The sequence below is a fragment of the Novosphingobium decolorationis genome, assembly GCF_018417475.1.
Taxonomy (GTDB): domain Bacteria; phylum Pseudomonadota; class Alphaproteobacteria; order Sphingomonadales; family Sphingomonadaceae; genus Novosphingobium; species Novosphingobium decolorationis.
This window is the reverse complement of the sequence record NZ_CP054856.1, coordinates 4,476,865-4,499,273: the sequence shown is the minus strand read 5'-3', so window position 1 is coordinate 4,499,273 and position 22,409 is coordinate 4,476,865. Positions and strand designations below refer to the sequence as shown.

Below are 22,409 nucleotides of genomic sequence, written 5' to 3'. Positions count from 1 at the left end.
AGGGCCATCGCCCTCGGGCTCCCGGAACTGGCGAGCTCACCTCTCGCACGCTGCCCTGGCTGAGAATGGTGAGGTCGCCGATTTCGGGGTCAAGGGGCGATGGCCCGCTTCAAAGCTTCAGCCCCAGCGAGAACCCTACCGAGGTTTCCGCCAGCGACACGTCCGCCTCGCCGCCGCCGAACGGCGCCGGGATCGAGCCCTCGCCGCGCACCGTCTGGCGCGGCGCGCGCATGGCGTAGCCGGTCACCTCGGCGCGGTCCGAGAGGGCGAACGTCGCGCCCAGCGTGTAGTGGCTGCGCACGACGCCCGGCGCGAAGATGTTGAGGAGCGTCTGCGCGCGCGGCACCGGGTTGTCCGAGCGGCCATAGCCTGCGCGCAGGGTCAGCCTGTCGGACGCGGTGTAGACAGCGCCCAGCTTCCACACGTCAACATTGCGCCAGCCAAAGCCGGGGCCGCCGTCGGACCCGAAAGGACGCCCCTGGAAGAGCACGTCGATGGGATTGCCGACCGCCGCGACACCCCCATAGTTGATGCGCTTGTAATCGGCGCCCAGCGTCAGCGCCGGAACCGGCGTGAGCGCGGCGCCCAGCCCCCAGGCCTCGGGCACATCGAAGCTGCCGCCATCGGCGAAGAGCCCGGCGTAGCGGTCGAAATCGCCGGTCTTGACCTTGGACTGGTAGAACCCGCCGACCTTCAGGAACGGCGTGAGCTGGCCGAGATAGCCGAGGCGAACGCCTACGCCCGCCGACCAGTCCGTGCCCCGGTTGGTGAAGTTGGCAGGGGCCTGCGAATAGCCCGCGAAAGGCTGTGCGCCGGTCATCTCGAAGCCCTGCAGCACGATCACCGGCGACACGCCGAGCGAATGGCCGGGTACGACCTCGACCGCCAGTGTCGGCGAAATCTGGATCTGCTGGAGGTTGACGCCGGCGACCCCTTGTGCCCCGAAGCTGGCGAAGGGGTTGGCCTTGTAATGGGTGTTCATGCCCCCGTTGCCGTTGATCGCGAGGCCAAGTGCCACACGGTCCGACAGCGGGCGGACATAGCCGATCTCGGGGAGCACGAAGGGATTGCTCCCATTGCCCGAATAGCGCCCGTCGAGCCCGGCACCATTGCCCGCGATCTCCGCGCCCCGGTCCGGCACGAAGATCTCGACGCCGATGTCGAGACGGTGGCCGAGCGAGGTGGCCGCAGCCGGGTTGGCGGCAATGGCGAGCGCGTCCTGCGGCATCGCGATGCCGACCCCGCCCGCGCCTTTTGCCTTCGCCCCCGAACCGTTGAGGAAGTACCCGTCGGTCGCCTGCGCGGGGCTGGCGAAAAGGACAAGAGCGGCGGCGGAGACGGCAAGGGCCGCGCGCGGCGCGCGGGCACCGGCGGGGCGGGTCACGAAGGTCAACATGGAAGGTACGGCGATCCCTGAAAACGGTAGGCAACCGGGATCGAACACCGCCCCGGCTTGAGGGGGCCTGCCCTAACGAATTGCGACCTCCGGGAAAGGAAGATTCCCTTGTTGCCCGTAAACCGCGAGAGAGCGTGTCCTGCGGGCAACAAGGAGCGGAGCAGGCGCCCTGCCCCGACTTCTCGATCAGGTAATGACGTCGGGCGCGGTGCGGCCCGTAAAGCGGGCAATCCCGGCGACAGCTTCGGCCGCATCGATCTGGGCCTTCAGCATCGCGCCGGTCTCGGCATCGAGATCGCCCGAGGGGGGCACGTAGTTCTCGAGGTAAACGCGCAAGGTCGCCCCCGCCGTCCCGGTCCCGGAAAGGCGGAAAACCACCCGGCTGCCGCCCACAAAGAGGATGCGGATGCCCTGGTTGGCGCTGACCGAGCCGTCGACCGGATCGGTGTAGGAGAAGCTATCGGCTTCCCCGACGACGAGATCGCCGAACTCCTGCCCGGGCAGCGCCTCCAGTTCGTCCATCAGCGCGGCCATGAGCGCGTCGGCGCCCTCCTTCTCGATCCCTTCGTAGTCGTGGCGCGCGTAGTAGTTGCGCCCGAAGCGGGCCCAGTGGGCCTTGGCGAGGTCATCGACCGAGATTTCGCGCACGGCGAGGATGTTGAGCCAGAGCAGGACCGCCCACAGGCCGTCCTTTTCGCGCACGTGATCCGAGCCGGTGCCAGCGCTTTCCTCGCCGCAGATCGTCGCCATGCCGGCATCGAGGAGATTGCCGAAGAACTTCCAGCCGGTCGGCGTCTCGAAGGCGGGCACGCCCAGCGCCTCGGCGACGCGGTCCGCCGCCGCGCTCGTCGGCATCGAGCGGGCAATGCCGGTCAGGCGGCCCTTGTAGGCGGGCGCGCATTCGATGTTGGCGGCCAGCATGGCCAGCGAATCGGACGGGGTGATGAAACGCCCACGGCCGATGATGAGGTTGCGATCGCCATCGCCGTCGGACGCCGCCCCCAGATCGGGCGCGCCCTCGCCCATCATCAACTCGTAGAGGTCCTTTGCGTGGATCAGATTGGGATCGGGATGGTGACCGCCGAAGTCTTCCAGCGGCGTGCCATTCACGACTGTGCCCTCGGCAAAGCCCAGGCGGCCTTCCAGGATCTCCTTGGCATAGGGGCCGGTCACTGCGCTCATCGCGTCGAAGCGCATGGTGAAACCCGAGGCCACGATCTTGCGGATCGCGGCGAAGTCAAACAGGTCCTCCATGAGATCGGCGTAGTCGGCGACCGGATCGATGATCTGGACGTTCATGTCGCCCACTTCGACGATGCCCACGGTGTCGAGATCGACGTCCTCGGCCTCGATCGTCAGCCAGCGGTCGATCTCCTGCGTGCGGGCATGGATCGCGCCGGTCACGCCTTCAGGTGCCGGGCCGCCGTTGGCAATGTTGTACTTGATGCCGAAGTCCTCGTCCGGTCCGCCGGGGTTGTGGCTGGCCGAGAGGACAAGACCGCCGCTTGCCTTGTACTTGCGGATCACGTGGCTGGCCGCCGGGGTCGAGAGGATACCGCCCTGCCCCACCAGCACGCGCGCATAGCCGTTGGCCGCGGCCATGCGGATCGCCTGCTGGATCACGGTGCGGTTGTGAAAGCGTCCGTCCCCGCCCAGGACCAGCGTCGCCGCCTCGCCCTTTTCGACCACGTCGAAGACCGACTGGATGAAATTCTCCGCATAGCCCGGCTGCTGGAATACCTTCACCTTCTTGCGCAGGCCGGACGTTCCCGGCTTCTGCCCGTCGAAAGGCGTGGTGGGCATGGACAGGATCTCGGTCAAAACAGTCTCTCCAGACAACAGGAAGGCGTGCGCCACAGGGGAATAAATCGAAAGCCCCTGAATGTTCCATCCTGCAGATGGCATTTCTTTTTGTTTTTTCGAAGACTATTTGGAGAATTTGCGTGCACCCCGCGCATCCCGCCGACGGGATGGTCGCCATGCGCGGTCAGTTGCGGACCGGCTCGCCGCTGTGCCGGCCGGCCGTGGCCCTACTCCAGGACGGATAATCGCCATGGCGCCGCTGGCGCAGGACATGGCGCACGAAGCCCACCCAGGCAAAGAGCACGCACAGGTAGAAGGGCAGTGTCGCCATGACATCGTAGGGCCCTCGCCCAAGCTCCCCTTCGCCATCGAGATACCGATAGGCGTAGGAGAAAACCGAGATCAGCTGGGCTGCGGTGAGCCAGAGCGGGTAGACCCGGTTCGCGTAAAGCGCCACTGCGCCCAGCGCGACGAGCAGCGCCAGGTCGATGACGACATGGCCCAGGTCCACCCCGCCCACAACGACTGCGCCGCCCACGAGCGAATGGTAGCCGACGTGGAACACGATCATGGCCCCAAGCAGCCCGGCCACCAGCTTCTCCGGCACCGCCCCCCAGCGCAGCGCGGCCAGGAACAGGATAACGATCATCGCCGTCTGCAACTGGACCCGCAGGTCCATGAGTGTCTCGAACATGTCTGGGGCTCAGAACAGCTCGGCCAGCGAATGCAGCACGCCCAGGCCCGCGCCCGAGACCAGCAGCAAGCCAAAGGCGATCACCACGATCGCGGCCAGGCGCCCAAGGCGCGCATTCTCACCATCGAGCAGGGCCGGCACAGGCCCTGGCGTCCGCCCTCGTCCCGCCCACGAAACCACATTGGCGGCGCGGCCCCCGTGAAGGCCGACAGCCACACGTTCGGCCTGCGCCGAGGGCAGCTGCACCCTGATGGTCTGAAGTTGCCCCGCCTCGTGCCCGGCGCCAAGGTCACGGCCCGGCCAACGTTCGCAATCGCGGCAGGCGTCGGCGTCCATGCACGCCTCATCCGGCTTAGCCACAAGCTCGGCCGTATCTGCCCCCGGCCGCGCGGGGACTTGGTCCTGGTCTTGGTCTTGCTCTTGCTCTTGCGCAGCGGCGGCCACCGTCGGGCGGCTCTCCCCGGCCTCTCCCCGGCCCTGGGCTTGCTCTTCATCCTGCTCGTGGCGGTATTCGCGGTAGGCGCGCGCCAGTTCAAGGCGCGACAGCGATCCCGCGCGGGCACGGACGGTTTCAATTCGCTGGTTTACCGCACTGACGGAGATGCCGAGTTCATAGGCAATCTCCTTGCTCGTGAAGTTTTCCCCCACCAGCGCCAGCACTTCGTGCTGTTTGTCGGTCAGGTTCTCAAAGACATCATTCAGTTGGAAAGCACTTTCACATGCCGACACGATCTCGCCCACCCAATACAGCCTCGCTCACCTGGCTTGTGTAAGAAGCACAACCCCCCTCTCTCTCCAGAAGAGCAGCGTACCCCAGAGCCCCCCTCCGACCGCCGCCAACCAGAACGATTGTTTCGGTCATTAAACTTCTGCACCGTGATGAATTCCAAGTTAAATTCAGGAAATCCATGCAACAAAAGCCAGCTCACAGGGGCGCGCCTGGACTTAGATGAAACACTTGTCGGCCACTTGTCCAGACCCAAATTTCGATTGCAGAAACGACGAAGTGAAACTTTCTGTGGGTCGAGACGAGTAGTGCGAACTCGTGAACCGTAACTTCGCGGTTGCACTTCAGCAACATAGGGGCTCCTGCGGACAGCCCGCCCGTTCCACGCAGAACGGCCTTGGTCCCCGTCACGACGAAGGGCCCGCCTCCTTGTCTGGAGACGGGCCCTTCGTCGAACCAATCCGTGGTCCGGCACGCCCCGCGTCGGCTTGCGCCGAAGCCGGGCCGCCGGGCCGGGTCTTATTCCTCGCCCATGCGCAGCGCGGCGATGAAAGCTTCCTGCGGGATCGAGACGTTGCCGTACTCGCGCATGCGGGCCTTGCCCTTCTTCTGCTTTTCCAGAAGCTTCTTCTTGCGGCTGATGTCACCGCCATAGCACTTGGCGGTCACGTCCTTGCGCATCGCGGCGATGGTCTCGCGCGCGATGACCTTGCCGCCGATCGCGGCCTGGACCGGGATCTTGAAGAGGTGGCGGGGGATGAGGTCCTTCAGGCGCTCGCACATGCCGCGCCCGCGCTCCTCGGCGACCGAGCGGTGGACGATGAGCGAAAGCGCATCGACGGGCTCGGCATTGACGAGGATGTTCATCTTGACGAGATCGCCCTCGCGAAGGCCGATCTGCTCGTAATCGAAGCTGGCATAGCCGCGGCTGATCGACTTCAGGCGGTCGTAGAAGTCGAACACGACTTCGTTGAGCGGCAGCTCGTAGGACACCTGCGCGCGGCCGCCGACGTAGGTCAGGTCGGTCTGGATACCACGGCGGTCCTGGCACAGCTTGAGGATCGCGCCGAGGTATTCGTCGGGGGTATAGATCGTCGCCTTGATCCACGGCTCCTCGATCGTCTCGATCCGGTTGGGGTCGGGATAGTCGGCCGGGTTGTGCAGCTCGATGGTCTTGGCATCCTCGTTCTTCGAGTGCGAGAGCTGGATGCGGTAGACCACCGAGGGCGCGGTGGTGATGAGGTCGAGGTCGTATTCGCGGCTCAGGCGCTCCTGGATGATCTCGAGGTGCAGGAGCCCCAGGAAGCCGCAGCGGAAACCGAAGCCGAGCGCCGCGCTGGTTTCCATCTCGTAGGAGAAGGACGCGTCGTTGAGGCGCAGCTTGCCGATCGAATCGCGCAGCTTTTCAAAGTCGGCCGCATCGACCGGGAAGAGGCCGCAGAAGACCACCGGCTGGACTTCCTTGTAGCCCGGCAGCGGGGTGGTCGAACCGTTCTTCACGGTGGTGATGGTGTCACCGACCTTGGCCTGTTCGACTTCCTTGATCTGCGCGGTGATGAAGCCGATCTCGCCGGGGCCGAGTTCGGGCAGATCGACGCGCTTGGGCGTCATGCAGCCCACGCGGTCGATCAGGTGCTCGGTCCCGCCCTGCATGAACTTGACGCTCAGGCCCTTCTTGATGACCCCGTCCATCACGCGCACGAGGATGACGACGCCCAGGTACGGATCGTACCAGGAATCGACCAGCATCGCCTTGAGGGGCGCATCGCGCTCGCCCGTGGGCGCGGGGATCTTGGTGACGATGGCTTCGAGCGTCTCCTCGATGCCGATGCCCGACTTGGCACTGGCGAGCACCGCCTCGGAGGCATCGATGCCGATGATGTCCTCGATCTCGGCGCGCACCTTCTCGGGCTCGGCGGCGGGCAGGTCGACCTTGTTGATGACGGGCACGATCTCGTGGTCGTGCTCGATCGACTGGTAGACGTTGGCCAGTGTCTGGGCTTCCACGCCCTGCGCCGCGTCCACGACCAGCAGCGCGCCCTCACAGGCGGCGAGGCTGCGGCTGACCTCGTAGGCAAAGTCGACGTGGCCCGGCGTGTCCATGAGGTTCAGCTCATAGGTCTTGCCGTCCTTGGCGGTGTAGGCCAGGCGCACGGTCTGCGCCTTGATCGTGATCCCGCGTTCCTTCTCGATGTCCATGTTGTCCAGGACCTGGGCGGACATCTCACGCTCGGTGAGGCCACCGGTGTACTGGATCAGGCGGTCGGCCAGCGTCGACTTGCCATGGTCGATGTGGGCAATGATCGAGAAATTTCGGATCAGGGAAAGGTCTGTCATGGAATCGCCGTTAGCAGCGGTTTGACGCGCTGTCAGCCTGCCTTGCGCAGCGAGCGTGCAGGATTTTCATCCGATCCGCCCTTCGGGGGCGTAAACAGCACCGCGCCGTTGGCATCAAGCGCGAGCGGAACCACGAATTCCACGCCCATGCGGTCCTCGCGGCTCCAGCGCGCATGGGCGCCGAGCAGGTAGTCCCGAGCCAGATGCACGGTAAACTTCGTGCCCACCGGCACGTTCCACAGGCCCTCGATCATGGCGCCTGTCTGCGAGATGTTGCGGATGGTGCCGTTGTAAGCATGGTCACCATGTTCGAGCACGACCTTGCGCAGCATGGTCTGGCGCGGGGCGCGGCTGGAGCGAGGCCCCTGTGCGACCGCCTCCAGGCCGCGGGCCAGGCGGGCATTGGCGTTGGCAACGGTCAGCGGCTTCTCATAGATATAGCCCTGCACGTGGCTGCAGCCCAGCATGCGCACGAGATCCAGCTCGTCGAGGGTCTCCACCCCTTCCGCCGTCGTCTCCATGCCCAGCGCCTCGGCCAGGCTGACAATGGACGAGATGATCGCGCCGTTGCGGCTGCCCTTGATCGTTGCGCCGCGCACGAAGCTCTGGTCGATCTTGATCTTGTCGAAGGGCGCCTTCTTCAGATAGCCGAGCGAGGAATAGCCGGTCCCGAAATCGTCAAGCGCCAGGCGCACGCCCACGCCCTTCAAGGCGCTGAACATCGTCTCGGTCGACTTGTCCTCGCCCAGGAACACGCTTTCGGTGATCTCCAGTTCAAGGCGGCCCGGCGCGATGCCCGCTTCGGCAATCGCACTCGTCACGATTGCCGGCAGAGCCGGGTTGGCAAATTGCAGCGGCGAGACGTTGACCGCCACGCGCACGCTCTCGGGCCAGCGGGCGAGGTCGCGGCAGGCGGTGCGCAGCGCCCACTCGCCGATCGGCGCCACGAGCCCGGTATCCTCGGCGATCGGCACGAACTTGGCCGGAGAGATATAGCCGTGGACCGGGTGCTTCCAGCGCAGCAGCGCCTCGAAGCCGGTGATTGTCTCGGTCGTGGTGCGAACCTGGGGCTGGTAGTGCAATTCCAGCGCGCCATGGGTGATGGCATCGCGCAGGTCCTCCTCCATCTGCTGACGCTCCTTGGCGTCGGAGTGGAGGTCGTCGTCGTAGAAGTGGTGACGCCCGCGCCCGCCGCCCTTGGCCGCGTAGAGCGCAAGGTCGGCGTTGCGGATGATCTCTTCGGAGCTCGTACCGTTCTGCGGGCACGAGGCAATCCCCACCGAGGCACCGATGACCACGCGCGCGCCCTCGATCGAATAGGGCTGCGAGAGGTTCTCGATGATCCGGCGGGCCAGGTTGGCAAGCCCCTCGGTGACGTGATGGCCGGGCAGGATCACCTCGAACTCGTCGCCCCCCAGACGCCCCACGCGGCCATGCTTGCCCACGGTCGCGCGCAACCGGTCGGCCACCTGGCGCAGCAGCGCATCGCCCGCCGGATGGCCCATCGTGTCGTTGACCTGCTTGAAGCGGTCGAGGTCAAGCAGGAACACGGTGCAGGCGCGGCTGTCGAGCCGGGGCGCGGCGAGGATCTTCTCCAGCCACTCGGACATCTGGAAACGGTTGGCAAGCTCGGTCAGCGAATCGAAACGCGCAAGCTGGGTGACATGCTGCTGCGAGCGGCGGGTCTCGGTGAGGTCGGTGCCCGAGCCGCGAAAGCCCATGAAATTGTCGAACTGGTCAAGCACCGGGCGCCCCGAGATCGACCACCAGCGCTCGTCCCCGGGGGCACCTGTCGTCGCCGCACGGACCGAGAGGTCCTTGAACGAGGAGCGGGTCGAGAGATGGAAGACGAGCGTGCGCTCGTTCTCGTGGCCCCGAAGCAGGAACAGCGCCGAAAGCGGACGCCCGACAAGATCTTCGGGCGTCGTCTTCAGGAGCGCGCAGATATGCGCCGAGACATACGTGAGCTGGCCGCGCCGGTCGGTCTCCCAGAACCAGCCCTGCCCGGTCTCCTCGTATTCGTTGAGCAGTTCCTCGGCGCGGCGCTGCTCGCGCTCGCGCTCGGAGCGCGCCTCGATCTCGGCGCGCACATGTTCACTGCGCTTCACCGCGAGGTAGAGGCCGATCGCGGTTCCGCCCAGGAGAAGCATGAACGAGGGCACCGAGCCCGAAATGGTCCAGGCCCCGCCCCACAACGCAACAGTGGCCACGATGATCGAGGTCAGCCGTCCTTCGAGCAGAACAGTGGCCATGAGGATGAGGATGACGAAGCAGCTGGCGGTCGTCTCCCAGCCCAGTTCGGGCACGCGCTCGGTCCAGCGCGCACCGACATGGCCGAACAGCGCCATGGGCACTCCGATCGCGAAGATCAGCAGGAGATAGCGCTTCCAGCCGGTGCGGCCGATGTTCTGCTCCAGCCGGAACAGGCGCGTGCCGGCCAGGCAGATCGCAAAGCTGATGGTCAGAAGACCGGCGGAGAGCGGGCTCGGGAAGCTGTGCGAAAGCAGCCCCATCGTCATCAGGATCGAGCCCATGCAAATGACGATCAGGATCCAGTTGGCCGGAAGCAGATAGAGGAGCGGATCGCTGGTCGCAGCCATGCCTTCGGCGGCCACCGCGAAATCGCCGGGTTTCGCGCGCGCAGCCGCCACCTTCCCGGGCATCGCAGGCGTGCGTCGGCGGGCGCCGGAATCGCTGCGGGCGGCAGTGTCGCCCGAGCCTTTTCCAGCGCCTTCAATCGTTTGCCGTCGCGTTTCCGATTGCGTGGCACGCGCACGAGGCGCAGCGCTCCGGCGACCGGGTCCCATTCTGCTCATGGGATGGTCTTGCCGCAAAGCAATTGCGAAACGGTTAAATGTGAACCACCTGCGCCCATTTCGCAGGCCATATTCGTACGAAAATTCCCCAAGATGCGCCGGATCGAAGCGTTAACGCGCCCGAGCCGCCGCCCTCCCCCATGCAAAAGGGCCGGGAGGACAATGCCCTCCCGGCCCTCGAATGCCGTTCCTGAACGATTGTCTGTGGTCAGACGCGCATGGGCATCAGGACGTAGAGCGCGGGGCTCTTGTCGTTCTGTCGGATGAGCGTGGGCGCCCCGGCATCGGCGAGGTGCAGCTCCACCGAATCGCCGTCGATCTGGCCCAGGATGTCCTTGAGGTAGTTGGCGTTGAAGCCGATCTCGAAGCTGTCCGCGCCATAGCCGGCGGGCACTTCCTCGGCCGCGGTGCCGTTGTCGGGCGAGGTCACCGAAAGCGTGATGCGGTCGGTGTCGAGCGCCATCTTGACCGCGCGGGTCTTTTCGGTGGCGATCGTCGCGACGCGGTCCACGCCTTCGAAGAAGGCACGCGGATCGAGCGTCAGCAGCTTGTCGTTCCCGGTCGGGATGACGCGGGTGTAATCGGGGAAGGTACCGTCGATCAGCTTGCTGGTCAGCACGACGCCGATCTCACCGCCGAGCGTGAAGCGCACCTTGCTCGCCGACATGTCGATCAGCACGTTGGAATCGAGCGATTCCTCCAGGAGCTTGCGCAGTTCGGCGACGCATTTGCGCGGCACGATCACGTCGGGCATGCCATCGGCCCCGTCGGGACGCGCGATGGTGAAGCGGGCGAGACGGTGGCCGTCGGTCGCCGCAGCCTTCAGCTCGTCCTCGGTGACGTGGAAGAAGATGCCGTTCAGGTAGTAGCGCGTTTCCTCGGTCGAGATCGCAAAACGCGTGCGGTCGATCATCTGCGCCAGCGTGGCGGCCGGGATCTCGAAGCTGGTCGGCAGCTCGCCTTCCGCGATCATGGGAAAATCGTCGCGCGGGAGCGTGGGCAGCTGGAAGCGGCTGCGGTCGGCCTTGACGACGAGGCGGTTGTCCGCCGCCGCCAGGCTCACCTCGCTGCCGTCGGGCAGCTTGCGGGCGATGTCGAACAGCAGGTGTGCGGACACCGTGATCGCGCCGGGCTGCTCCACGTGGTTGGCGTTGAGCGTCTCGACCACCTGGAGGTCGAGGTCGGTCGCCATGATGCGCAGCGACGAGGTGCCCGATGCCTCGATCAGGACGTTCGAGAGGATGGGAATGGTGTTGCGGCGTTCGACAACGGACTGCACGTGGCTCAGGCAACGCAGCAGCGTGGAACGTTCGATGGTGGCCTTCATAACAGCCTCAGGTCCCCTTTGGTCGGCCCGGGAATGTTCATAATCCCCAAAAACAGGACAAATATCTCTAACGCGCGCAAGCCACGCGGCAAGCGGGAACTGGTCCGCAGAAGGTGAATCTGGGGATAATTCGGGGGAGTTTCATGCTTTTTTCGCATGAGGGCACCGGCAAGATTGATCTTGCACTGCAGCAAGGAAGCGCCATGTTCGCTTCAAAGCCCCTGAGATGCCAGCGAAACCACGGGAGTCGAAGCGACGTGTCGAGTACCCTTCACATCCAGCGCAAGGACCACAACGGCGCCCTTGCCACGATCGACCTCGAGGACTGGAAAAAGGCGGTCGCCACCATCGAGGACCTGCGCCTTGCCGATGGCGATGCGCAGCAGATCAACCCGCGCACCCACGAGATCGTCTCGATGCCCAACCGGGGCGGCGACGTCGAGATCTGGCGGCCGGACTGCGAGGACTGGCTGCGCGTGTTCTGGTACTCGCCCGCGGGCTATATCAGCTTCCCCGCCCCCGAACCGGGCGTGCGCGAGGAACTGCACCGCCTCTCGCTGGCGCGCAGCCTCGCGCTCAAGCTCGACGCCAAGATCTACAACGACGAGGGCGTGGAGACCGACTAGCGCGCCTCGCTCGCCTCAGAGATCGGCGCAGACGGAAGCTCCGCGCTGTCGAGGTTCTTCACCTGCCCCTGCGCGTCGATCACGAAGAGCCCCGATCCGAAATCCGGCCCCTCGGTGATGATGTGCACCATGTAGGGCTCGCCCGGCACGAGCGGCGGCGGCGGCGGCGCGCCTTCGCCAGCAGCGCCCAGCGCCTGCCCGTAGGCGAGCGGGAACGTGGCCGAACAGGCCTCCGGCGGCACCTCCTGCGACCAGACCGGCGCGCTTTCGAGCCCCGAGCCGTCGACACCCACGCCCATGACATCCTCGTCCGGGGCAACCGGGGTCACCGCGACCTGGCGCACGCAGCCCGGATCGCTCCAGCCGCCCCAATTGCCGGGGAAAAAGACGATGGAATCGCCCTCCTTCCCGGCCACAAGGTCGTAATACTGGGTGCAGCCTGTCAGCAGCAGGACAAGCGCAGCTGCGGCAGGACGCACCCGGTATCGCATCAGATCATCACCATGCCGCCATTGACGTGCATGGTCTGGCCGGTGACATAGCCCGCTTCCTTCGAGGCGAGGAACACAGCGGCCGCGGCGATGTCATCGCCCTCGCCCATGCGGCCCATCGGGATCTTCGCGTTGAGCGCGTCCTTCTGGGCGTCGGGCAGGACGTCGGTCATTGCGGTGCGGATGAAGCCGGGCGCGATGCAGTTGACGGTGACGTTGCGGCTGGCGAGTTCCTGCGCGAGGCTCTTCGACATCGCGGTGATGCCGCCCTTGGCCGCGCAATAGTTCATCTGGCCGGGGTTGCCGGTGGTGCCCACGACCGAGGTCACGTTGATGATGCGACCAAAGCGCGCCTTCATCATCGGCTTGGTCACGCCGCGCATCAGGCGGAAGGTCGATTCCAGGTTGATCTTGATGACCTGGTCCCACTCCTCGTCCTTCATGCGCATGGCCAGGTTGTCGCGGGTGATGCCCGCGTTGTTGACGAGAATGTCGATCTTGCCGAGCGCCTCGAGCGCGGCGGGGACCAGCTTCTCGACCTGCTCGGCGTCCGAGAGGTTGCAGGGGATGGCGACGTGGTCGACTTCCTGCGGAGCCTGCGGGGTGTGCTCGTCCAGCTCGTCGCGGAACGCGCGCAGCTTGTCCGCGTTGGAACCCGAGATCGCAAGGCGCGCGCCCTGCGCGGCCAGCTTGCGGGCAATCGCCGAACCGATGCCACCGCTGGCGCCGGTCACAAGGGCGGTCATTCCGTGAAGGTCAAACATGTCATTCCTCATTGGTTCTCAAGGCTTCCTCGCGAGGAAGCGCACGACGGCGCTTTGCCCGCGATGGTATTCGCCTTCCGTGATCTCGCGCACGACTTCCTCGGCGCAAATGGGTTCAAGCCCGGCGAATTCGGCCAGCAGGCCCGCGCGGGTCATCGTCCAGTCCTTCTGCGAGGGCGGCGGGCCGCCTGTGCCGGGCTGGGTGTACTTGTCAGGAGTATAGGCTTCGAGCAGGACCGTCCCGCCCGGTTTCAGCGCGCCGACCACGCGGGCGTGAAGATCGCGGCGCAGGCGTGGGGGCAGGTGCGCGAAGATCGCGACCACGCTGTCCCACATGCCCGTGCCCATGTCGTAGTCCGCAAGGTCCACCGCGCACGTCGTAATCTCGACGCCCCGCTCGGCGGCAAGCTCGCGCGCGCGCTGGAGCCCGACCGGCGACTGGTCGACCGCCGTCACATCGAAGCCCTGCTGCGCCAGCCAGACCGCGTTGCGCCCCTGCCCTTCGGCAAGGCACAGGCAGCGCCCCGCCGTCAGGTCCGTGGCACGCTCGACCAGAAAATCGTTGGGCTCGGTGCCATAGGCATGGTCGGCCTGGGCGTAGCGTTCATCCCACATGGGAGCACACTCCTTCAGGTATGAGGGTTGCCTTGCGCCGACCAGCTATAGCGCCTCAAAGAGACTTGGCCAGTTCCTCGATCTCGGCCATGCTCGAGGCGGTCAGCACGTTAACGTCGCCCGCCGAGCGCTTGATCATCGGCCCCACGACCTTGCCGCCCAGTTCGACGAAATCGGTCACGCCCGCCTCGGCCATCGCAATCGCGCTCTCGCGCCAGCGCACGCGCCCGCAGACCTGCTCGACAAGGAGGTACTGGATCGCGGGCGGATCGGTGACGATAGCCGCCGTCACGTTGGCAAAGAGCGGCACGCTGACCGCGCCGGGGCGCGTTTCATCCAGCGCCTTGGCCATCGCGTCGGCCGCGGGCTGCATCAGCGGGCAGTGAAACGGCGCGGAGACCGGCAGCAGCACGCCGCGCTTGATCCCGTGGTCCTTGACCATGGCGACCGCGCGCTCGATCGCGCCCTTGTGTCCGGAGAGCACGACCTGGCCGGGATCGTTGTCGTTGGCGACGGTGCAGACCTCCACCTCGCCGTCAGGGCCGGTCGCGGCCGCTTCGGCAAGCGCGGTGGCCTTGGCGATGTCCGCCCCCAGCAGCGCAGCCATGGCGCCCACGCCGACCGGCACGGCGGCCTGCATCGATTCGCCGCGAAGCTTGAGGAGACGCGCGGTGTCGGCGAGGCTGAAGGCCCCTGCGGCGCACAGCGCGGTGTATTCCCCCAGCGAGTGCCCGGCCACGAAATCGGCCTTGTCGGCAAGGCTGATGCCGCCGTCCTTTTCGAGCACGCGCAGCACGGCGATGGCGTGGGCCATAATCGCGGGCTGGGCGTTGGCGGTCAGCGTCAGCTGGTCCTCGGGACCTTCGGCCATGATCTTGAAGAGGTCCTGGCCGAGCGCGTCGTTGACTTCCTCGAAGACCTCGCGCGCGGCGGCGCTGGCCTCAGCCAACTCGACGCCCATGCCCACTTTCTGGCTGCCCTGACCCGGAAAAACGAACGCACGCATCAGCAAAATCCTTTCATCCCGGCCGTGTCTGTCCATGGTGAGTGCCGGGGAAACTCGCTGCGCTTAGTGCGCTCCGCGCCCAAGGGCAAGCCATCGGCGGCGGGCTTCACCGCGCGCTGGCCTGCCCGAAGGGCACGATCGTGTTGGCCGCATCGTGGCCGATGTCGGCCTCGCCCAGATAGGCAATGGCGTGGCGCTGGCACCAGTGCCGCGCGATCTCGTCCGCGCTGGCGCCAAAGGGCCGGTCGTTCTCGGGCACCGCGCTCACCCGGCCCAGACGCAGGCCCGCAATGCCGCCCAGGTGCGCGGTAAGGTGAAAGAACAGCCGGTCGACCGCATAGAGATACTCGGAGACTTCCTCGACCATGACCACGTGGCCCGCAAGGCCCGGCATCAGCGGTGTGCCCGCCAGCATGGCCAGCGTCATCAGGTTGAAGGCGACGACGGGGTGCTTTTCGCGCGCAAGGCTGGGTTCCACGTGCGCCTGCCCGGCCCCGGTCAGCCAGCCGAGCGCGCGGCGGATCGCCTCTTCCCCGCCCTCGCGGCGGATGTCGGCCAGCATCGGGCCGTGAACGGGGCGTCCGATCCGCGCGCGGTAGAGCCCGCCCAGAAGATAACCCGCATCCGAATAGCCCAGGAACACCTTGTCCTGCGCGGCATGGTCCATCGCCGCGAGCGCGTCCTCGGCGACGCGGCACGCGCCATAGCCGCCGCGCGCGAACCAGATGGCATCGATGGCGGGATCGTTCGCGCATTCGACAAGGGCTGCGGTGCGCTGCGCATCGCTTCCGGCAAAATGCCCCTCCTCGGCAAAGCATTGCTCATGGACAAGAAGCTCGACGTCCGGAAACTCGGACGCGGCCAGCGCGTGGACGCGCGCGGCATCCTCGCGGGTGATCGGGGTGGACGGTGCACAAACAGCGATACGCATGGTGATGTCCTTCCTATCCATGTTGTCATGCGCTGCAAGGGCGCATACCGATAGCGCCATGACCCAAAGCCCCGAGGCCGCCGCCGCCGTTCCCGCCACTGCCCCTGCCACTGCCCCCGCCACGCCCACGACGCCCGCGGACCTGACGGCGAATCCCTGGTTCTTCTGCGGCATCGGCGGGTCGGGCATGCTGCCGCTGGCGCTGATCCTCAAGGGGCTGGGCGCCACTATCGCGGGTTCGGACCGGGGCCGCGACCAAGGCCGCAGCCCGGAAAAGTTCGCCTGGCTGGAAGAGCTGGGCTTCACGCTCCACCCCCAGGACGGGAGCGGGATCACGCAAGGCGCCCAGACCCTCGTCGCCTCGGCCGCGGTGGAAGATACCGTGCCCGAAGTCGTCCGCGCCAAGGAACTGGGCTGTGCGCGCATGAGCCGCGCGCAGCTCCTCGCCACGCTCTTCAACGCGGCCGGAGACGGCATTGCCATCGGCGGGACCTCGGGCAAGTCGACCGTCACCGGCATGACCGGCTGGATCCTCACGCAGACGGGCGCCGACCCCACGATCATGAACGGCGCGGTGATGAAGAACTTTGTCTCCGAGGACGCGCCCTTTGCCAGCGCGCGCGTGGGCAAGGGGGCGGCGTTCGTCTCCGAGGTGGACGAGAGCGACGGCTCGATCGCGCTCTACCGCCCCAAGGTGGCCGCCCTTCTCAACGTCAGCCTCGACCACAAGTCTATGGAGGAGCTGCGCCGTCTCTTCGGCGATTTCCTGGCCTCAGCCGAGATCGCCGCGATCAATCTCGACGATGCCGAAAGCGCCGCGCTCGCCCACCGCGCGAAGGCCGCGATCACCTTTGGCATCACCAGCCCCAACGTGCGCCTGCGCGCCAGCGAGATCGTCGAGGGGCCAACCTCGCTCCAGGCCACGGTTCACGACCGGCTGGAGGGCACGCACCACGCGCTCACGCTGCAGGTGCCCGGCCGCCACAACCTCTACAACGCGCTCGCCGCGATTGCCGCCAGCCACGCCGCCGGAGTGCCGGTGGCCGAGGCGGTGGCCGCGCTTTCCAGCTTTGCAGGGCTCGCCCGCCGCTTCGACATCGTGGGCACCTCGCCTTCGGGGATCACCGTCATCGACGACTTCGGGCACAACCCCGACAAGGTCGCAGCCACCCTCACGACGCTGAAATCGCACCCTGGGCGCGTGATCGCCTTCTTCCAGCCGCACGGCTATGGCCCTTTGCGGCAGATGGGTGCCGAACTGGCGGGGGTGATCGGCCGGAAGCTGGGTGCAAACGACGTCGCGATCCTGTGCGATCCGGTCTACTTCGGCGGCACGGTCGACCGCAGCGAGGGCAGCGAGCGGATCGTGCGCCTGATCGAGGAGGCCGGCGCGCGCGCCGAGTACGTTCCCGAACGCAGCGCCTGCGCGGACCGGATGGCCGAGATCGCGCAGGCCGGCGACCGCATCGTCGTCATGGGCGCGCGCGACGACACGCTGACGGTCTTTGCCCGCGACCTGCTCGCCCGCCTCGCCTGAGCAGGACGTTCGAGCCAGGTCGCCGAGCAGGCAGCCCTTCGCGCGAGCCGGACGACCTCAGGAAATGCGCGCCAGCGGATGGTAGAAGCCGCTCTCGATCCACGCGCCCGCCTTGGCTTCGAACACCTTGACGTGCGGCGCACAGGTGTGGGCATCGAAGGTCGCGCGGTCACGCCACTGCTCGGTGATCACGAAGCGACGCGGGTCGTCGAGGTCCTGGTGCAGATCGTAGCGTACGAAGCCTTCTTCCTGATGGACCTGGGGCACAAGCTCCAGCAGCGCGTCGCGCAGCTTGTCCTCGCAGCCGGGCTTGGCGATGTTGAAGGCCACGCAATAGACAGGCTGGGTATCGGTCGTGCTCATGGGTCATTCCTTTGTGCAGGCAGAGGGGGGAGCCGCCTCTTGCGCGGTGCGGCGCATCCGCGTGAAGAGAGGCCGTTCTTTCAATCACCTAGCTGGGTAGCGCAGGGGAAAACGGACAGCCCTGCCCGGCTCCACGGCGCGATGAGAAGTTCTCACCCTGCCCTGTCGGGAACCCCGGCCCGCTCGCGCGAGGGCGCGGAATAACGCCCCCTCGCGCGCCAGCCCCGCAGATATCCCTAAGGGCCCCCAACCCGGCCTTAGCAGGCCCGCCGCTAGAGGGGCGATGCCACGAACATTCGGGAGCGGATATGTCTTTACCTGCACAAGGTTCGCCGGTGTGGGGGCGACTGGCCAATGGCGGCCTGTCGCGCCTGCAGACGAGCCACCTGGGCACGCAGATGCTCATGAAGAGGCTGGAACTCAGCCCGGCCCCGGCCAGCGCCAAGGCCACCGAAATCTATAACTATTTCGTCAAGTGGGAGAGGTCCCTTGCAAATGAAGTCGCCCAGCTCAATCGTCTCTGAGGGCGGGGCCATCAACGGCCTCCTGCCTGTCGACACCGTTGTCGATCTCATCAAGGCCGGGGCCAGCCTCAGCCTGGCCGGCCGCAAGGCCGCGCTCGACCGGCTGCCCGCGGGCAACTGGATCGCGGGCACCTCGCCCTACTTCATGACCGCGGAAGGGGGCCGGATCGTCGATGACGACGTGCTCTTCGTGACCGACCTCGGTGCGATCGGGACGGTCACCTTCGCCACCTACGAGGCGCACGAACTGGAGCGTATCTCGGGCGAGGCACCCGACAACGGCCTAGCGCTTGCCATCATTCCGGGCGGCTCGGCCTGCCACACCGAATTTGCCAAGAACGCGGCGAACTACCCGCTGGCCTTCATGCGCCCGACCGTGGGCTGGATCTCGGGACATGACCTGCTCAAGGAAGGCCATACCCCCTGGGTCTACGACGGCCAGGTTGCCAAGGCCTTCCCCGACCGCGTCGCGGTAGCGCAGCTCACCCTGCCCGACGGCGAGTGCCCGGTGATCGAGATCGTCAACATCTTCGCGCCCGACGGCGGCGACGTGATCCACTTCGAGGAGACCGGCTTCACGCCCGAGTGGTGCACCGTCAACGGCACCCGCCAGCGCTTCTGCGACTACGTGCTGGCGCGGGGCCGGGAGGGATGCGATCTGCCGTTGGTGGGCAACTACGGCGGCGCGCACGTCAACGCCTCACTCAAGACCATCGATAGCGATGCCGGCACAGTCGAACTGTTCGCGCCCGTCTTCCCCGGTGTCGACTACGCCTTCGCCGCGCCGGTGGCCGACTATGCGGGCGATTTCCGCCAGGCCCTTGCCGAACATCCCACGGCGGGCACGGTGTGGTCGTGCAACTGCATCCTCAACTTCATGTTCGGCAAGCTGGAGGGCGTGGCCATCGGCGGCGCGGCCGGACCCGTCACCTTCGGCGAGATCGCCTACCAGCTGCTCAACCAGACCATGGTCGTTCTGCGCAAGGAGTGATCCCTTCTCCAGTCCCCGCACACGGCCACGGCGCGCCGGGAGACTTCGGTTTCCCGGCGCGCATTGTTTCGTCGTCTCGCAGCGCCTTTACCGTGCGCGGCACCGCTTCGCGTAAGCCTACCTAGAGCGGTTTTCGACCGTTCTGAATCGGTCTGGGATTCCCTTCGGGCGCGATTTCTGATTCAGAATCCGTGCTGGTGAAGGAGGCCGGCATGGATGGCTCTTTCGATGGATTTGCGCACTCGGCTGTTGGCAGCGGTGGACAGTGGATCGAGTTGCCGTGCTGCGGCGGCCCGGTTCGGTGTTGCACCATCAACGGCGGTCCGTTGGCGGGCACAGCAGCGCGAGACGGGTGACATAGCCCCAAAGCCGCGCGGCGGGGATATGCGCTCGCGGCGGGTGGAAGAGCGGGCAGCGGACATTCTGGCCATTTGGGAGGAGCGCAGGGACATCACCCTCGAAGAACTACGTCTGGCGCTTGCGGACAAGGGAATGGCCGTTTCCGTAGCCGGGCTACATCGCTTTTTTGTTCGCCGTGGCCTGACGCGCAAAAAAAGACAGGCCATGCGATAGAGCAAGATCGACCAGACGTCCTGAAACAGCGTCAGGACTGGTTCGAGGGTCAACTCGATCTCGAACCGGAGCGCCTGGTCTTCATCGACGAAACCTGGACCGCGACCAATATGACCCGCAGCCACGGACGTTGCCCGAAAGGCGAGCGACTGCGGATGGGCTTCCCGCACGGGCACCGCAAAACCACCACTCTCGTCGCTGGCCTGCGCATGACTGGCATGGTCGCGCCCATGGTGCTCGATGGACCGATTAACGGTGACTGGTTCGAAGCCTACGTCGCTCAGGTCCTCGTCCCGGAACTGCGGCCCGGCGACGTCGTCATCATGGACAACCTGTCGAGCCACAAGCGCGCATCGGTGCAGGTGCTCATCGAGGCTGCAGGCGCAACCCTGCGCTTTCTCCCGCCCTACAGCCCAGACTTCAACCCGATCGAGAAAGCGTTCTCCCGCTTGAAGGCCATGCTCCGTAAAGCGGGCGAGCGAACGGTCAGCGGCCTGTGGAGCTTGATCGGCAAACTCGTCGATATCTTCCAGCCTCAGGAATGCGCCAACTACTTCAGATCGTGCGGCTATGAACCAGAATGATCGAAAACTGCTCTAAGCCCTTGCTTACGCTAAATTCCACAAGGTCGCCTAGGACCAAGGCTTCGAAATCCAACGAGGCCATGGCATGTCTGAACCGACATCGAAGATGGACATTTCCGAGCGGCTGGAAATGTTCGCACTGACGGAAACCGACCATTCCCGGTTCGGCGGGATCGCGCGGCTTATCTCCCGCGTCGGGCCCGCCGTCCTCGACAAGTTCTATTCCGTAGTGCGGGCCGACCGGCGCCGATCCGCCTTCTTCAAGTCGCAGAGCGTCATGGACCACGCCCGTGCCAAGCAGCTCGACCACTGGGTCGACCTGTTCTCGGGCCGGATCGACAGCAATTACATGGCGCGCGCCGAACGCATCGGGCAGGTCCACGCCCGCATCGGCCTGCCGCCCACGTTCTACATCGGCGCCTATGCGCAGATCCTCGCCGAAGTGATCGAACGCGACATCACCGCCGGGATTGCCGGTCCCCTGATGAAGACCCGCGCCAAGCGGCTGGGCACCCTCCTCAAGGTGGCGCTGCTGGACGTGGACATCGCCACCTCGGCTTATCTTGCCGCGCAGGATCACAGCCGCGAAACCACGCTCTCCTCGCTGTCCGTCGCGCTCGAGACCGTCGCGCAGGGGGATCTCACCACCCAGCTGGGCGAACTGCCCGCCGGTTTCGAGCAGATCCAGTCCGACTTCGCCGCGATGTGCGACTGCATCGCCCAGACCCTGGGCGCGGTCGCCGCCTCCTCCGAGCAGATCCGCGTCGGTGCCTCGGAAATCCGGGCGGCGAGCGATGACCTCTCGCAGCGCACCGAAAGCCAGGCCGCCGCGCTCGAGGAATCGGCCGCCGCGCTCGACCAGCTCACCAACGGCGTGCAGACCTCCGCGCAAGGGGCGAGCGAGGTCAACCGTTCGGTCTCCGAGGCCGAAGCCGAGGCGCGCGAAGGCGGCCAGGTCGTCGAGGAAGCGGTCGAGGCGATGGACGGTATCCAGAAGTCCGCCCAGGAAATCGGCGCCTTCGTCAACGTCATCGATTCGATTGCCTTCCAGACCAACCTCCTCGCGCTGAACGCCGGGGTCGAGGCCGCCCGCGCCGGCGATGCGGGCAAGGGCTTTGCGGTCGTCGCCAACGAAGTGCGCGCGCTCGCGCAGCGCTCGGCGGAAGCGGCGCAGAACATCAAGGACCTCATCGGCTCGTCCGAACAGCAGGTCGGGCGCGGCGTCGCGCTCGTGGGCCGTACCGGCGAGGTGTTCCGCCGCATTGTCGACAAAGTCTCGGGCATCACCGGGCTCGCCGCGCAGATCTCGGAGAACTCTCAGAACCAGGCCGGGCAGCTGGGCCAGGTCAATTCGGCCATTGGCGACATGGACCGCATGACCCAGCAGAACGCGGCCATGGTCGAGGAGACCACCGCGGCCGCACGCAACCTCGCCCAACAGGCCGAGGACCTTGCCAAGCTGGTGCGCATGTTCAAGCTGGATATCGGCACGACGGGCGGGAGCCCCTTGAGCGTCGTGCCGCCTGCCTCGGCGCCGGCGCCGCGCGCCCTTCCCGAACCGGCGGCCTACTCCGCGCCGCGCACCTCGGGCGCGCTCGCGCTCAAGCCCGAAGAAGCCACCGACGCCGACTGGGCCGAATTCTGATCAGGACGCGGCCGGCGAGGTCGAACCGCGAACAGCGCGCTTCGGACCGATCCGGCCACGATCACTCTTGCAAAGCGCGCGCTCAGATCCGCGCGACAATTTCATCCATCGCGCGAAGCCCCTTCTCGGAGATATGCACGATCGATCTGCGCCCGTCGCGCGGATCGTCCAGCCGCGTCAACAAGCCCTGGCGCAACAGCACGTTGAACCAGCGCAGCGCCGTTGTCGGAGCCACGGCCGAGGCGATGCAGACCGACTTCACGCTGCACTCGCGGCCCTGCTGGTGCATCGCGTAGAGATCCAGAAGGATGTCCCAGGTCGGCTCCCCGAACAGGTCCTTTCCCAGGATCTCGTCGCGCAGACGGCGCACGCGGTAGAGGTTCGCGACCGCCTCCAGCCGTGACTTCGGCGTTGCCGGTGCATTCGCGCCTGCCTCCTCCTGCACCTCGAGAAGTTTCGTCAGTTCGTCAATGGCGGCGCGCGCGCGCATCATCGCCACATACCCGTCTTCATTCCGATTATCCATCGACATGCCCACACCACTCTCTCCGAACCACAGTAATTAAATGCAGTTAAGCACGAATGGGCGAATCGTCTGAATTAAATAAAAACAAGGTTAATTATAGACATATGTCCTAATTTCGCACAGCCATTATGTA

Annotated in this window: 20 protein-coding genes; 6 read left to right on the top strand and 14 right to left on the bottom strand. The window is 66.1% G+C overall.

What is annotated here, in order from left to right; genetic code table 11:
* Positions 1-109 precede the first annotated feature (109 nt).
* The 7 genes from HT578_RS20830 to dnaN form a co-directional block, all read right to left on the bottom strand.
* Positions 110-1,396, bottom strand: a complete 1,287-nt coding sequence (locus HT578_RS20830; RefSeq protein ID WP_213501302.1) for an OmpP1/FadL family transporter — start codon at positions 1,394-1,396, stop codon at positions 110-112.
* A gap of 186 nt (positions 1,397-1,582) precedes the next feature.
* Complete coding sequence (locus tag HT578_RS20825; RefSeq protein WP_213504537.1) at positions 1,583-3,199, bottom strand: alpha-D-glucose phosphate-specific phosphoglucomutase; 1,617 nt, start codon at positions 3,197-3,199, stop codon at positions 1,583-1,585.
* 184 nt (positions 3,200-3,383) lie between these two features.
* On the bottom strand, positions 3,384-3,893 hold the full coding sequence (locus HT578_RS20820; RefSeq protein ID WP_213501301.1) for a hypothetical protein: 510 nt from the start codon (positions 3,891-3,893) through the stop codon (positions 3,384-3,386).
* 9 nt (positions 3,894-3,902) lie between these two features.
* Positions 3,903-4,634 (bottom strand): helix-turn-helix domain-containing protein, encoded by a 732-nt coding sequence (locus tag HT578_RS20815; RefSeq protein ID WP_239026391.1) that lies wholly within the window; start codon positions 4,632-4,634, stop codon positions 3,903-3,905.
* 505 nt (positions 4,635-5,139) lie between these two features.
* On the bottom strand, positions 5,140-6,957 hold the full coding sequence (gene lepA, locus HT578_RS20810) for a translation elongation factor 4 (RefSeq protein WP_039394504.1): 1,818 nt from the start codon (positions 6,955-6,957) through the stop codon (positions 5,140-5,142).
* A gap of 32 nt (positions 6,958-6,989) precedes the next feature.
* Positions 6,990-9,620 (bottom strand): EAL domain-containing protein, encoded by a 2,631-nt coding sequence (locus HT578_RS20805; protein WP_213501300.1) that lies wholly within the window; start codon positions 9,618-9,620, stop codon positions 6,990-6,992.
* Between the two features lie 361 nt (positions 9,621-9,981).
* A complete protein-coding gene (gene dnaN, locus HT578_RS20800) occupies positions 9,982-11,100 on the bottom strand; it encodes a DNA polymerase III subunit beta (RefSeq protein ID WP_039394510.1) in 1,119 nt (372 codons plus the stop codon).
* A gap of 257 nt (positions 11,101-11,357) precedes the next feature.
* Here dnaN and HT578_RS20795 point away from each other — a divergent pair, with 257 nt between their 5' ends.
* A complete protein-coding gene (locus HT578_RS20795) occupies positions 11,358-11,726 on the top strand; it encodes a hypothetical protein (RefSeq protein ID WP_213501299.1) in 369 nt (122 codons plus the stop codon).
* Here HT578_RS20795 and HT578_RS20790 read toward each other — a convergent pair.
* The 5 genes from HT578_RS20790 to HT578_RS20770 all read right to left on the bottom strand — a co-directional run bounded on the left by HT578_RS20790 (position 11,723) and on the right by HT578_RS20770 (position 15,533).
* On the bottom strand, positions 11,723-12,217 hold the full coding sequence (locus HT578_RS20790; RefSeq protein ID WP_213501298.1) for a hypothetical protein: 495 nt from the start codon (positions 12,215-12,217) through the stop codon (positions 11,723-11,725). The genes HT578_RS20795 and HT578_RS20790 overlap by 4 nt on opposite strands.
* Positions 12,217-12,981: a 3-oxoacyl-[acyl-carrier-protein] reductase gene (gene fabG / locus HT578_RS20785; RefSeq protein WP_039394519.1), complete on the bottom strand. Its 765-nt coding sequence runs from the start codon at positions 12,979-12,981 to the stop codon at positions 12,217-12,219. The genes HT578_RS20790 and fabG overlap by 1 nt, the downstream gene beginning before the upstream one ends.
* A gap of 18 nt (positions 12,982-12,999) precedes the next feature.
* On the bottom strand, positions 13,000-13,596 hold the full coding sequence (locus HT578_RS20780) for an SAM-dependent methyltransferase (RefSeq protein WP_213501297.1): 597 nt from the start codon (positions 13,594-13,596) through the stop codon (positions 13,000-13,002).
* A 55-nt stretch (positions 13,597-13,651) separates the two neighbouring features.
* Positions 13,652-14,602 carry an ACP S-malonyltransferase gene (fabD, locus tag HT578_RS20775; RefSeq protein ID WP_213501296.1) on the bottom strand — a complete coding sequence of 317 codons (951 nt, stop codon included), beginning with the start codon at positions 14,600-14,602 and terminating at the stop codon, positions 13,652-13,654.
* A gap of 106 nt (positions 14,603-14,708) precedes the next feature.
* Positions 14,709-15,533 carry an LD-carboxypeptidase gene (locus HT578_RS20770; RefSeq protein WP_213501295.1) on the bottom strand — a complete coding sequence of 275 codons (825 nt, stop codon included), beginning with the start codon at positions 15,531-15,533 and terminating at the stop codon, positions 14,709-14,711.
* A gap of 58 nt (positions 15,534-15,591) precedes the next feature.
* On the opposite strand from HT578_RS20770, the gene HT578_RS20765 reads away from it, so the two are divergent.
* Positions 15,592-17,070: a glutamate ligase domain-containing protein gene (locus HT578_RS20765; protein WP_213501294.1), complete on the top strand. Its 1,479-nt coding sequence runs from the start codon at positions 15,592-15,594 to the stop codon at positions 17,068-17,070.
* A gap of 57 nt (positions 17,071-17,127) precedes the next feature.
* Here the strand turns inward: HT578_RS20765 and HT578_RS20760 are convergent, their stop codons facing one another.
* The gene (locus HT578_RS20760) at positions 17,128-17,433 is read right to left on the bottom strand and encodes a putative quinol monooxygenase (RefSeq protein ID WP_213501293.1); all 306 of its coding nucleotides are present in this window, start codon (positions 17,431-17,433) and stop codon (positions 17,128-17,130) included.
* A 308-nt stretch (positions 17,434-17,741) separates the two neighbouring features.
* Between HT578_RS20760 and HT578_RS20755 the strand changes: the two genes are divergently transcribed.
* The 4 genes from HT578_RS20755 to HT578_RS20740 all read left to right on the top strand — a co-directional run bounded on the left by HT578_RS20755 (position 17,742) and on the right by HT578_RS20740 (position 21,750).
* Complete coding sequence (locus tag HT578_RS20755; RefSeq protein ID WP_039394532.1) at positions 17,742-17,957, top strand: hypothetical protein; 216 nt, start codon at positions 17,742-17,744, stop codon at positions 17,955-17,957.
* Positions 17,929-18,948, top strand: a complete 1,020-nt coding sequence (locus tag HT578_RS20750) for a DUF6976 family protein (RefSeq protein ID WP_213501292.1) — start codon at positions 17,929-17,931, stop codon at positions 18,946-18,948. Before HT578_RS20755 ends, HT578_RS20750 begins: the two co-directional genes overlap by 29 nt.
* Positions 18,949-19,164: 216 nt before the next feature.
* A protein-coding gene (locus HT578_RS20745; RefSeq protein WP_235054464.1) for an IS630 family transposase occupies positions 19,165-20,105 on the top strand; the annotation gives its coding sequence in 2 pieces (ribosomal slippage) (positions 19,165-19,510 and positions 19,510-20,105; 942 coding nt in all).
* Positions 20,106-20,190: 85 nt separating this feature from the next.
* Positions 20,191-21,750, top strand: coding sequence for a globin-coupled sensor protein (locus HT578_RS20740; protein ID WP_213501291.1), 1,560 nt, complete (start codon positions 20,191-20,193; stop codon positions 21,748-21,750).
* A gap of 82 nt (positions 21,751-21,832) precedes the next feature.
* On the opposite strand, the gene HT578_RS20735 is transcribed toward HT578_RS20740, so the two are convergent.
* Entirely contained in the window at positions 21,833-22,276 is a 444-nt protein-coding gene (locus HT578_RS20735; protein WP_213501290.1) for a helix-turn-helix domain-containing protein, read from the bottom strand.
* Between the last annotated feature and the right edge of the window lie 133 nt (positions 22,277-22,409).

Excerpts from the sequence above, each read along its gene's own strand:
- HT578_RS20750 (WP_213501292.1), top strand. The coding sequence starts at position 17,929 with ATGAAGTCGCCCAGCTCAATCGTCTCTGAGGGCGGGGCCATCAACGGC.
- HT578_RS20765 (WP_213501294.1), top strand. The coding sequence starts at position 15,592 with ATGACCCAAAGCCCCGAGGCCGCCGCCGCCGTTCCCGCCACTGCCCCT.
- fabG (WP_039394519.1), bottom strand. The coding sequence starts at position 12,981 with ATGTTTGACCTTCACGGAATGACCGCCCTTGTGACCGGCGCCAGCGGT.
- HT578_RS20820 (WP_213501301.1), bottom strand. The coding sequence starts at position 3,893 with ATGTTCGAGACACTCATGGACCTGCGGGTCCAGTTGCAGACGGCGATG.
- HT578_RS20790 (WP_213501298.1), bottom strand. The coding sequence starts at position 12,217 with ATGCGATACCGGGTGCGTCCTGCCGCAGCTGCGCTTGTCCTGCTGCTG.
- HT578_RS20755 (WP_039394532.1), top strand. The coding sequence starts at position 17,742 with ATGTCTTTACCTGCACAAGGTTCGCCGGTGTGGGGGCGACTGGCCAAT.
- HT578_RS20805 (WP_213501300.1), bottom strand. The coding sequence starts at position 9,620 with ATGCCCGGGAAGGTGGCGGCTGCGCGCGCGAAACCCGGCGATTTCGCG.
- dnaN (WP_039394510.1), bottom strand. The coding sequence starts at position 11,100 with ATGAAGGCCACCATCGAACGTTCCACGCTGCTGCGTTGCCTGAGCCAC.
- HT578_RS20735 (WP_213501290.1), bottom strand. The coding sequence starts at position 22,276 with ATGGATAATCGGAATGAAGACGGGTATGTGGCGATGATGCGCGCGCGC.
- HT578_RS20760 (WP_213501293.1), bottom strand. The coding sequence starts at position 17,433 with ATGAGCACGACCGATACCCAGCCTGTCTATTGCGTGGCCTTCAACATC.
- HT578_RS20780 (WP_213501297.1), bottom strand. The coding sequence starts at position 13,596 with ATGTGGGATGAACGCTACGCCCAGGCCGACCATGCCTATGGCACCGAG.
- HT578_RS20830 (WP_213501302.1), bottom strand. The coding sequence starts at position 1,396 with ATGTTGACCTTCGTGACCCGCCCCGCCGGTGCCCGCGCGCCGCGCGCG.
- lepA (WP_039394504.1), bottom strand. The coding sequence starts at position 6,957 with ATGACAGACCTTTCCCTGATCCGAAATTTCTCGATCATTGCCCACATC.
- fabD (WP_213501296.1), bottom strand. The coding sequence starts at position 14,602 with ATGCGTGCGTTCGTTTTTCCGGGTCAGGGCAGCCAGAAAGTGGGCATG.
- HT578_RS20740 (WP_213501291.1), top strand. The coding sequence starts at position 20,191 with ATGTCTGAACCGACATCGAAGATGGACATTTCCGAGCGGCTGGAAATG.
- HT578_RS20770 (WP_213501295.1), bottom strand. The coding sequence starts at position 15,533 with ATGCGTATCGCTGTTTGTGCACCGTCCACCCCGATCACCCGCGAGGAT.
- HT578_RS20825 (WP_213504537.1), bottom strand. The coding sequence starts at position 3,199 with ATGCCCACCACGCCTTTCGACGGGCAGAAGCCGGGAACGTCCGGCCTG.